Below are 10,384 nucleotides of genomic sequence, written 5' to 3'. Positions count from 1 at the left end.
CGACGGGCGTGCGTCACGAAGGCGTCGTCTACCGGGAGGTCTTGCACGACGACGGTCCGACCCAAGTCAAATTCATGGCCTGTTGGCGAGAGGCGAACAGCAATCCCGCGCTGGGATCGTTCCTGGCGATGTTGCGCGAAAACTATCCCGACTTCTCGGCCGAACCGCCCACGGCCTGAACTGGACCGCCAGCCATTTCCTTCACCCAGTGGCGCAACATCTTTTCATTAAGATCGAGGCCTCGCGCCGCCTGCGCGACGCTTACGCCGCGCTCGCGAACGAACCGAACCGCCTCGATCTTGAACTCCCGACTGAACTTACGCCTCTCCATCGCCAACCTCCGGCCTCGTCAAACACCTTATCTCGGCGTCCACGAAACCGGCGGCAGCCCAAATCGACAAATTCCATGGGCGATGCGGTTTAGGAACTTCTGGAACAACTATGAAGCGGGAGATGAGGGTGGCTTCAATTTGCGCTTGAGTTGATGCAGTACAATCCGGTTCCCTTCGGAATCGATGCATATGGCCATGCGGCAGACTGGACTCTGGATGTCGGTCGCCGGCAACGAAACGCCTTTCGCCTCGAGGTCGTCGACCAACTGGTCGAGGTTCGCGACTTCAAAGGCAATGGTTCCACCTGCGCTTGCGCTCGGCTGCGAACCGGAATGTGTGGTCAGAGCCAGGCACCCACCGCTCGGGAGATCGAACTCCACCCAGCCGTGTTCCACCGAGCCCGTACTTGAGCCCAAACCAAGGGTTTCACGGTAGAAACGCTCGGCGCGGGCCATATCCTTCACCGGATACATCGTGAAGGCAACTTTTTCGAACATGGTGGCGCTCCTTGATGCTTGTTTCTTTGCAGGCAGCGAGCATGAATGCCGCTCTCGACATACATGCCGAGCGGCAGCAGGTTCACATTGAGGCATTTCGAGTTCGGGACGCGAGTGTGGCGCCGAGAAGAACGTAAGGGATTGTTTCAGCCGGAATAGAAAGCGCCTACTAAGCCGTAGCGAGATCGTTCCCGCCAATGACGAAGTTGGCAACGACGCATGCCAACCCCGCAGCAAGCCCAATTGCCGCCAGGATCCAAGCGTGGCGCATTGCCGATCCGGCGCCAACAGCGAGGTCGTGTAGTCCAAAATAGCCGTGAAACGCGCGCGGTCGGCTAAAGCCAGAGTAAACAGCAAACCATTCATGTGTTGAGATGCCGACGGTAAAATGCCCGTCGCATTCATTACCGCATCCGTAGCCGTCGAAGTGACGGCAGTGAGGAAAAATGCCCGCGGCGACCGCGCCGGCGCTGCGTATCCAGGGGTTCACGAATTAGTCGTCTTGCCGCGATCGCCTAGCAACCGATCAAGCTTGCGCAATTGACTCTCGTGACCAGCACGAGCGCGCTCGGTCCAAGCGCCGTCGTGCATTGCGTCAAATGTGATCGTGAGTTTAACGCCGTCATCAACCGCAAGCAGATCAACAACCGCGCCCACTTCGTAGGGCGCCACCCGCGGCACAAAATCCGCAATTGTCTTATAAGCAAGGCGGCTGGTAAACGTTACCTCTGTGTAGAAGACCTTGCATTCTGTGGTGAGCGGCATGCGCGCGCGCTCCAGGAACTCAATTTGGTCGGGTGCGGTTGCGGTCATTAAGTAAACCAGTTCGCCGCCAGGCTTCAGTTCGAGTGATGTGACAGTAACATTGAAGCCTTCAGGTCCCCACCACGATTCAATACCTGTCTTTGTCGTCCAAAGCGCCCAGGCCTCGTCAACGGTGGTGGCGGCATAGTGGCGTGCAATTGAAAACTGCGCACGAGCGCCAGGAAGTGGGATGTTCATATTCATTTCTCCAGAGGCGCTACTTTTGTTGCGGTCCGTTGCCGCTCAAGGGCAGCGTCAAATCTGTCGAGCCGCGATTCCCAATGGCGGCGGTATCCGGCGACCCAGGCATCAAGCTGTTCGAACGCTTCTCTGCGCAATGAATAGAGGCGCCGCTGTCCTTCCGGGCGCATCTGCACGAGTCCCGCTTCCGACAAAATCTTAAGGTGCCGGGAAACGCCTGATTGATGAATTTCCATGCGCTCGACGATGTCGCCAACCGCACATTCTCCGGCCCTCATCACTTCGACAATGCGAAGTCGGGCCGGGTCAGCGAGGGCATGGAATAAATTGACGTGCGCATTCATGTATATACATATATGTGCAATTAATGGAGGCTGTCAAGCCTGACGCCGAGCGCGCTTCCACACTCGAGTGGACGCTCGCACCGGTCGCGGCTCTTGGCATCTTGCAAGGCGTTAGAGCCTGTTTGGAAATCAGGGATGCGCATTTCGGCGAATGAGAACGCCGCCCATTGCGACGTGGATCATCGCAGTTGAGACGTCGATGCGCCGTTCGTAGACGCGAACAAGCCTGCGCCAGCGGATCATCCAACCGAACGTGCGTTCGACGACCCATCGGCGCGGCAGAACTTCGAAGCCCTTCTGACCGTCACGGCGACCGATGATTTCGAGCACGAACTGCAGATAGGCGGCCTTGTCCATCAACTTCAGCCGGTCGTAGGCGGCGTCGGCGAAGAGATGCCTCCCCCATGGCCAGCGTTTGCGGATCGCATCGAGGATCGCCTGCGCTCCGGCGCTGTCGGAGATGTCGGCGCTCGTCAGATTGACCATCAGCAACCGCCCGTCTGGGTCGACAGCGATATGGCCCTTTCGGCCGACGATCTTCTTGCCGGCGTCATAGCCGCGCGTCTCGCTCTGCGGCGCTTTGACCGACTGGCTGTCGATCACCGCGGCCGACGGGCTTGCTTCGCGTCCTTGTCTTTCGCGGTCGAGCATGAGTTCGACGTCGTGGATCGTCTGGAACAAGAAGCGCCGCGCCAGTTCGCGGAACCAGCCGTAGACCGTCCGCCAATGACCGAAATGCACGGGCGGCATCCTCCACCCGCAACCCGAGCGCGCCAGATAGCGCACCGCATTGATCATTTCCCGGAATTCGATCTCTCGCGGTCGACCCAGGCGCCCGGGCTTCGGCGTCGACGACGCAATCCGCTCCCATTCCTCGTCCGTCAGATCAGACGGGTAGCGCTTGGCTTTTCGGGCGAGATTGGCCATCCGGCCTCGCTGCTGGCGTGTCCACATCCAGGGTGTGAACCATATTCGCAGCGACACGGGAATCCCGGCCCATCCCAATTTTCAAACAGGCTCTTGGAAAGCCGGAGAAGCGCCGATCGCGAACTGGCGTAGAACAGCGTGACGGGGCGTGGTTGCGGGGCCCGACCCCGACGGATTCTTGGCAAGCGTCGCGCCGCCGCCCCATTGCGGCGCGCGGGAAGACGGGTCGGCAAGCCCCGGCATGATCGTCCCGGACGACGGAGCCGAACGTCCCTCGCCCGCCGCGCTCGGCCGGGCCCGGGCGACGCAATCGATTGGGTTTCATCGCGCCCGGGAAGCCGATGCGGAACGGGGTCTGCAAGACCATCGACGGCTGCATGCGCGACGGGCGTCTCGACGAGGGCCCGGTCCCCGGCCCGATCATGTCCGGTTGAAGATCGCGGCATGGTCGTCGACGTCGCGCTGACGCCGGCGGCCTGCGCCGCCCGTCTCTCCGCGCCATGCGACCGGCGCCGCAACCCGGCCCGCTTCGCCGATCGCATGTTGCTCCATTCGCGCCGCGCGGCGTAAAATCCGCCGCGGCTCCAGTCGCCGCCGGATCGATGTGCGGCGGCGGCGGGCCGTCGGCGCCGTCTCGCGTCGACGGCGCGCGCGCCGGCGGCAAGGATATCGAAATGACCTATGTCCCTTCACATATTCGCGGATTCGCCATCGTCCACGACACCTCCGTCGAGATTGCGCGCGCGATTTTCGAGATCGCCGACGACGGCGACGAAGAGCGCATGTGGCGGGCGCCTTCCGCGGAGGAGAGCGAAGCGGTGTTGAAACGCGCCTGGGAGTTCGCTGGACCTGCGGACGCGGAGCTGCGTTGGAGCGACGACGTCTATCGACGTCCCTGAGGCCGCCCGTCTTTTTGAAGACTCCCGCGGTCTGGCCGGGGGCGCGGACCGCGGGCGACGCCGGAAGTTCCAGATGACGCCGACGCTCTTGTGGATGCGCTCCCGTCTGTTCCGGCCGAAAGCTCAGCGCGTGCTGCGGATCGCCGCCGGCTGCTCCTGGGTCGGGATCGCCGCGCTGTCCCTGCGTTCCGGGCATGGACATGCCTGCGCCGGCCTGGCCGAGAACGCTGGGCGGGCGCTCGCCTATGCGCTTTCAGCCTTCATGACGCGGCTCGTGCTTCAGACGACCGACAGCCGGGCCCAGTTGATGGCCTATTCGGCCGCCGCCGCCGTCTTCGAGACAGGTCGGCTCTGGACGCCGGGCCGGTCGGCCGACGTCGGCGTCTGGCTGGCGAGCAGCGTCGGCGCGCTGATCGGGATCGCGGTCGCGAGGCTCATCGCGCATCCGCCACGGCGAGGAGAAAACGGGCGGGGATGAGGCCGGCGCGCCCGGGACCGAACCGCCGGCGATCTTCGTCTTCTTCCGCGCGTCAGGCTCGCCGCGCGTCAGGACGGCGGCTTGCCGATGATTTCAGAATTCGACGCCGATCGTCATCTTGACCCGGCGGCGCGGAAAATTGACGAGATCGAGCGCGCGGCCGACGCCTGTGGCTACGCCGGCGACCTGCGTCGAGACGGCGGCGGCGAGAAACACCGTGTCATTGAAATGCACATAGGCGGTCGGGCCGGCGTAAAGCGCGTGACCGAGAAAATCGTCGGCCGCTAGCCGGCCATAAGCGCGAAAATAGCCGGCTTCGGCGCCGAGCACGACCTGTTTCGCGCCGAAGCGGAACGGCTCGTCCCGTTCCGGAATGGGTTCGGCGTCGACGATGAGGCGCGTCTCGGCGCCGAAAGACCAGCCGACGCGCCCGCTTTCGTCGACGCGCGACCATTCCGGCTCGATCGAGACGGTGACGCCGACCGGCGTCCGTGGGCTCCTGTGCGCGAGCACGACGCTGAATTTCGTCTCGACGCCGCCAAATGTCGCGCCGCGACCGTCGTCGAGGCCCTCGACCCCGGAGACGCGGTGGAAGCTCCCGATAAGCCCGGTGTCGATCTCGACCCAGTCGTTCGGATTGACCTCGAGCGTCACGGCCTGCGCGCCGACGGCGTAGGCGCCCGTCCGCTTGCCGAAGGCGAGATTGGTTTCGAGCTCCAGTTCGCGATCCTGGTCTGGGCCGATGTCGGTCCCCGCGGTGAAGCCGAAAATATTCTTGGTTTCGAGCGGACGGCTCGCCTCTTCAGCGCCTTCGCGCGCGGCCTCTCCGGCGTGCGACGGCGCGGCGCCGGCGAGGAAGGCCGCGGCGAGCGCCATGCGCGCAGGCAGGCGAAGGGACCGTCGACGGCCGCTCACGAACACCTCTCGCCATGGGACCATCCCCGCCGGCGAGACTTATTCCATCAGAATATGGAAAAATCCATACGCGACGGCGCGGGACGCCGCCTGCCCCACCGCCCACCGCGTCGGAGGCGGCCCCCCCCGGCGCCCTTGCAGGCTCCCGCCAAGCCCCGTTCCACGCTTTGACTCCGGGACGCCTGTTCGTCGCCCTGTCGCCGTCCGCGGCGCATGCGCCCTTCCCGCGTCTCGACGCGGCGGCCGGGCGATACGCGTGTTCAGCTCTGGATCGCGCGCTGAGGTCCCTCGTCGAGCCGGTATCCCAGATATCTGACCGAATCGATCGGGTCATAGCCAAGCTGCTTGCGCAGCTTTTTCCGCAATTTGCTGATGTGGCTTTCGACGACGTTCTCCTCCACCTCCTCGTCAAAAATCCCGTAGATTGAATTGAAGATCTGCGCCTTGCTGACGCGCCGCCCACGATTGTTGACGAGATATTCGAGAATTCGGCGTTCGCGACGCGGAAGTAGCAGGGCTTCTCCTTTCAGCTCCGGATCGCGACCGTCGAAGAACACGCGCAGGTCCCCGACGGAGACGGCCTCCGCGTCTTTCTCCTGACGGCGCCGGATGGCTCCGACGCGCGCGAGAATCTCCCGCACGTGAACGGGCTTGCGGACGACGTCGTCGACGCCCGCGGCGAAGAGATCAAGCGTCTGCTCCAGCGACGGCGCGTCGTTCAGGGCGATGACCGGCGCAAGCGACCGCTCCCGGATGATCTTCGGATACTGTCGCCTTTCGCGACAATCGCCGAGGAGGAACGCCTCCACGGCGTTCAGGTCGGGATCGCCGACCGATACAACCCATTCGCGAAAATCTTCGGGACGAAAGGCCGTGGACGCGACGCCCTCATTGCCGAAACGGCTCGCGTAGCCAGACGTGACGATTTCTCTTTCATCAACGATAACAAGCATCTCATCCCCCGCGGACTCTTGCCGTTGCGTTAACTGAATATTAACAATCTTCCATTATCCGTCAATCGAAATAATCGCAATACGTGTATTTTTCGCCAAATCGGAGATGCGTCGCCTGGAACGAGACAAGGCGATCGACGCGGATGCGCCGAGCGCGTCGATCGCCAATTTCTTGGCGCGATGGACATAAGGACGTCGTCGCCGGCAGGCGCGCCGAAAGGCTCATGGCCGGGCGCAGGCTCAAGGCGCGCATGGAGCGCCAGACCGCGGGGTCACGCCTTGTCGGATAAGGTCTTGCCGCCGCCCGGCGAAGCCGGCGGGAAAGGCGCGAGCCGAAAGGAAAGGCGTGGAGACGCCATGTCCCTGTCGTTTAAGACGCGCTGGCCTCCCGGAAGGGATTCGAACCCCTGACCTACGGTTTAGGAAACCGTTGCTCTATCCTGCTGAGCTACCGGGAGACGCCGCGCGGATTTAGCACGAACCCGCGCGGGCGCAAAACGCTCCCGCCATGTTTTCCGCGCGATATGGAGCGCGAGAGCCGGGCCGGCGCCCAGCGGCTCTCTTTGCGAAAGGTCGCTTGTCGCCCGGCGCTTCGGCGGGCCGCCTCCCTGACGCGCTTTCCCTGACGCTTCCGCCGCGCGCCTTGACTTTGCGGCGCATGCGCGCGAAAAACCGCTTTCGCGCGGCCTGCGAGGGCGGCGCGGCTGAAGCCGACCCGAGCCTGGGGCTGTCGGCAACGTCCGGCAGCGCGTCGCGCCCCCGGGCGCGATTTGCGTTGGCTGCGTAGCGCGAGCTTCGCCCTGCAGACGACGGAGCGGCGGCGTCCGGTCCTGCCGGCGCGAGACCGGATTTTAAAAGGGCGAACGATGTTCGAAGGGCTTTCGGAAAAGCTCTCCTCCATTTTCGACAGCCTCACGCGGCGCGGCGCGCTGACCGAGGACGACGTCAACCTCGCCCTGCGCGAGGTGCGCCGCGCCCTGCTCGAGGCCGATGTCGCGCTCGACGTCGTGCGCTCCTTCGTGGACAGGGTGCGTTCGCGCGCGGTCGGCGCCGACGTCGTCAAGTCGGTCACGCCCGGCCAGATGGTCGTCAAGATCGTCCATGACGTGCTGGTCGAGACGCTCGGCTCCGACGCCGACCCGATCAATCTCGACGCCGCCCCGCCGGTCGCGATCATGATGGTCGGCCTGCAGGGCGCCGGCAAGACCACGACCGCCGCCAAGATCGCCAAGCGCCTCAAGGAGCAGATGGGCCGCAAGGTCCTGATGGCCTCTCTCGACGTCAAGCGGCCGGCGGCGCAGGAGCAGCTCGCCGTGCTCGGCCGCCAGATCGGCGTCGAGACGCTGCCGATCGTCGCCGGCCAGACGCCGGTGCAGATCGCGGTCAGGGCCGAGCAGGCCGCGCGGCTCCAGGGTTTTGACGTGGTGCTGATCGACACCGCCGGCCGCACCCATATCGACGAAGCGCTGATGCGGGAGATGGCCGAGATCAAGGCCGCCTCGCGCCCGCATGAGATCCTGCTCGTCGCCGACAGCCTGACCGGCCAGGACGCCGTCAATCTGGCCAAAAGCTTCGACGAGCGCGTCGGCCTCACCGGCATCGTGCTGACGCGCGTCGACGGCGACGGGCGCGGCGGCGCGGCGCTCTCCATGCGCGCCGTCACCGGCAGGCCGATCAAGCTCATCGGCTCGGGCGAGAAGATGGACGCGCTCGAGGATTTCCATCCCGCGCGCATCGCCAACCGCATCCTCGGCATGGGCGACATCGTCTCGCTGGTCGAGAAGGCGGCCCAGACCATCGACGCCGAGAAGGCGCAGCGCCTCGCCGAGCGCATGCGCAAGGGCAAGTTCGACCTCGAAGACCTGTCGGAGCAGCTCGCCCAGGTCGAGAAGATCGGCGGGCTCGGCGGCGTGCTCGGCATGCTGCCCGGAATCGGCAAGATGAAGGAGCAGCTCGCCGCCTCGCAGCTCGACGACAGGATCATCAAACGCCAGCGCGCGGTGATCTCTTCGATGACGCCGAAAGAGCGACGCAACCCTGATTTGCTTAAGGCCTCGCGCAAAAAGCGCGTCGCGGCGGGCGCGGGCGTCAAGGTCGAGGACGTCAACAGGCTTTTGAAGCAGCACCGCCAGATGGCCGACCTCATGAAGTCCATGGGCGGCAAGCGCGGCGGCGGCATGATGGGCAAGATGGCCGCCATGCTCGGCGGGCCGGGCGGCGGCATGCCCGGGCTTCCGGGCGGCATGATGGGCGGCATGCCCCAGCCCTCGCCCGAACAGGTCGCGGCGCTGCAGAAGCAGTTCGGCGGCGCCGTCCCGGGCCTCGGCGGGCCCGCTGCTCCGGGCAAAGCGCCGGCGGCCAAAACGCCGGCCTCTCCTTCGGCCGCGGGCAAGCCCGCCGCGCCGCCTCTCGCCCCTCAGCCCGCGGCGCCAAAGCTGCCGGGCCTTGGCGCCGCGCCCGCGCCGGGCGGCGCGCCGAAGCTGCCGGGGCTTGGCGCCGGCGGCGGGTTTCTGAGCGGCCTCAACCCCTTCGGAAAGAAGAAATAGCCGGGTCCTTGTCGGGCCGGCCTCAAGCGCAGAAAGCACGCGCCTCGCGCGTCATGACTGGAGTAATGTGATGTCCCTGAAAATCCGCCTGTCGCGCGGCGGCGCCAAGAAGCGCCCGTTCTATCGCGTCGTCGTCGCCGATTCGCGCAACGCGCGCGACGGCCGCTTCATCGAGCGCATCGGCTCGTTCGATCCGCTGAAGCCGAAGGACGCCGCCGACCGCGTGGTGCTCGACACGGAAAAGGCCAAGGACTGGCTCGCCAAGGGCGCCCAGCCGACCGACCGCGTCAGCCGCCTGCTCGACGGGCTCGGCGTGCTGAGCCGCGAGGCGAAGAACAATCCGAAGCAGGCGCAGCCCAAGAAGAAGGCGCAGGAGCGCGCCGCCGCCGCCGCCGCGGCGGCCGAGAAGGCCGCGGCCGCGTCCGCCGAAGCCTGAGACGAAGCTCAAGACGCAGCACGCCGGCCCGAAAGGCCGGCGTTTTCACGTCTTTCTCTCCAAAAAGCCCACCCGCGCCATGCCCCGCGTCCTCGTGATCTCCACCGGCGGCACCATCGCCATGGCCGCCGCCTCGCCGTCGCAGGGCGGCGCGCTGCGCTTTGGCGCGCAGGCGCTGGTCTCGGCCGTCCCGCAGCTCGCCGAGACGGCCGAAATCGAGACGCTCGACGTCGTGGCCAAGCCCTCGGCCAGCCTGACGCTCGCCGATCAGGCGGCAATCGCGCGCGCCGCGCGCGAGGCGGCGACGCGCTTTGACGGGGTCGTCGTCACCCATGGCACGGACACGCTGGAGGAGACGGCCTTCGCGCTCGCGCTCCTGACCCGGGTCGAGGCGCCGATCGTGCTCACCGCGGCCATGCGCCGGCCCGACCAGCCGGGCGCGGACGGGCCGGCCAATCTCCTCGCCGCCGCGCGCGTCGCGGCCTCGCGCGCGGCGCGCGGACTTGGCGTTCTCGCCGTCTTCGACGACGAAATCCATTCAGGCCCCCTGCTGCGCAAGGCGCACAGCTTTCGCCCGCACGCCTTCGCCTCGCTGCCGTTCGGGCCGATCGGCCATGTGGCCGAGGGCCGCGTGCGCGTCGCGCTGCGGCCGGCGACCGCCCTGCCGCAGCTCGCGTTTGGCGCGGCGCCGGCGCGGGTCGCGATTCTTGAGGTCGGCCCCGGCTTCGAGGCCGCGGCCGCGCTGGCGCTCGCGGATGTGTCGGACGGGCTCGTGCTGAGCCTGCCGGGCGCGGGCCATGTCGCGGCCGACGCCGCGCCGGCGCTCGGCGCGCTCGCGGCGCGCCTGCCGGTGGTCTTCGCATCCCGCACGGGCGCGGGCGAGACGCTGCGCGCCTCCTACGCCTACGCCGGCGGCGAGATCGACCTGATCGCGCGCGGGCTCATTCCGGCCGGCCCGCTCGACGCGCGCAAGGCCCGCGTCGCCCTGCAGCTTCTGCTGTCCGAGGGCGCGGCGCGCGCGCGCGTCGCCGAGGTTTTCGCGGGTTTTTGAG

The 10,384-nt window shown here is 66.2% G+C and carries 11 protein-coding genes, 1 tRNA gene and 1 pseudogene; 5 read left to right on the top strand and 8 right to left on the bottom strand.

The annotated features are described in order from the left end of the window. Positions 1-154 precede the first annotated feature (154 nt). From ACILRB_RS03845 to ACILRB_RS03825, 5 genes and pseudogenes are all read right to left on the bottom strand, one after another. Positions 155-331, bottom strand: a pseudogene (locus ACILRB_RS03845) (transposase); the annotation flags it as partial. A gap of 108 nt (positions 332-439) precedes the next feature. Beyond that, complete coding sequence (locus tag ACILRB_RS03840) at positions 440-829, bottom strand: VOC family protein (protein ID WP_395664966.1); 390 nt, start codon at positions 827-829, stop codon at positions 440-442. 486 nt (positions 830-1,315) lie between these two features. After that, a complete protein-coding gene (locus ACILRB_RS03835; protein ID WP_395664965.1) occupies positions 1,316-1,831 on the bottom strand; it encodes an SRPBCC domain-containing protein in 516 nt (171 codons plus the stop codon). Between the two features lie 2 nt (positions 1,832-1,833). Further along, on the bottom strand, positions 1,834-2,178 hold the full coding sequence (locus tag ACILRB_RS03830) for an ArsR/SmtB family transcription factor (RefSeq protein WP_395664964.1): 345 nt from the start codon (positions 2,176-2,178) through the stop codon (positions 1,834-1,836). A 129-nt stretch (positions 2,179-2,307) separates the two neighbouring features. Continuing rightward, positions 2,308-3,132 carry an IS5 family transposase gene (locus ACILRB_RS03825; RefSeq protein ID WP_395664963.1) on the bottom strand — a complete coding sequence of 275 codons (825 nt, stop codon included), beginning with the start codon at positions 3,130-3,132 and terminating at the stop codon, positions 2,308-2,310. A 647-nt stretch (positions 3,133-3,779) separates the two neighbouring features. On the opposite strand from ACILRB_RS03825, the gene ACILRB_RS03820 reads away from it, so the two are divergent. Next, a complete protein-coding gene (locus ACILRB_RS03820) occupies positions 3,780-4,004 on the top strand; it encodes a YccJ family protein (protein WP_395664962.1) in 225 nt (74 codons plus the stop codon). A 73-nt stretch (positions 4,005-4,077) separates the two neighbouring features. Then, positions 4,078-4,482 (top strand): hypothetical protein, encoded by a 405-nt coding sequence (locus tag ACILRB_RS03815; protein ID WP_395664961.1) that lies wholly within the window; start codon positions 4,078-4,080, stop codon positions 4,480-4,482. Positions 4,483-4,575: 93 nt separating this feature from the next. On the opposite strand, the gene ACILRB_RS03810 is transcribed toward ACILRB_RS03815, so the two are convergent. The 3 genes from ACILRB_RS03810 to ACILRB_RS03800 all read right to left on the bottom strand — a co-directional run bounded on the left by ACILRB_RS03810 (position 4,576) and on the right by ACILRB_RS03800 (position 6,808). Then, the gene (locus tag ACILRB_RS03810; RefSeq protein ID WP_395664960.1) at positions 4,576-5,397 is read right to left on the bottom strand and encodes a hypothetical protein; all 822 of its coding nucleotides are present in this window, start codon (positions 5,395-5,397) and stop codon (positions 4,576-4,578) included. 260 nt (positions 5,398-5,657) lie between these two features. Next, positions 5,658-6,350, bottom strand: coding sequence for a response regulator transcription factor (locus ACILRB_RS03805; protein ID WP_395664959.1), 693 nt, complete (start codon positions 6,348-6,350; stop codon positions 5,658-5,660). 381 nt (positions 6,351-6,731) lie between these two features. Continuing rightward, positions 6,732-6,808: transfer RNA gene (locus ACILRB_RS03800), tRNA-Arg, on the bottom strand. A gap of 408 nt (positions 6,809-7,216) precedes the next feature. Here ACILRB_RS03800 and ffh point away from each other — a divergent pair. The 3 genes from ffh to ACILRB_RS03785 all read left to right on the top strand — a co-directional run bounded on the left by ffh (position 7,217) and on the right by ACILRB_RS03785 (position 10,383). After that, on the top strand, positions 7,217-8,896 hold the full coding sequence (gene ffh / locus ACILRB_RS03795; protein WP_395664958.1) for a signal recognition particle protein: 1,680 nt from the start codon (positions 7,217-7,219) through the stop codon (positions 8,894-8,896). A 70-nt stretch (positions 8,897-8,966) separates the two neighbouring features. Next, entirely contained in the window at positions 8,967-9,332 is a 366-nt protein-coding gene (rpsP, locus tag ACILRB_RS03790; protein ID WP_395664957.1) for a 30S ribosomal protein S16, read from the top strand. A 79-nt stretch (positions 9,333-9,411) separates the two neighbouring features. Beyond that, positions 9,412-10,383, top strand: coding sequence for an asparaginase (locus ACILRB_RS03785; RefSeq protein WP_395664956.1), 972 nt, complete (start codon positions 9,412-9,414; stop codon positions 10,381-10,383). Position 10,384: the final 1 nt, after the last annotated feature.

The sequence above is a fragment of the Methylocella sp. genome (assembly GCF_044226135.1).
Taxonomy (GTDB): domain Bacteria; phylum Pseudomonadota; class Alphaproteobacteria; order Rhizobiales; family Beijerinckiaceae; genus Methylocapsa.
Note: the sequence above shows the minus strand (reverse complement) of the source record. Positions and strands in the feature narration are given on the sequence as shown.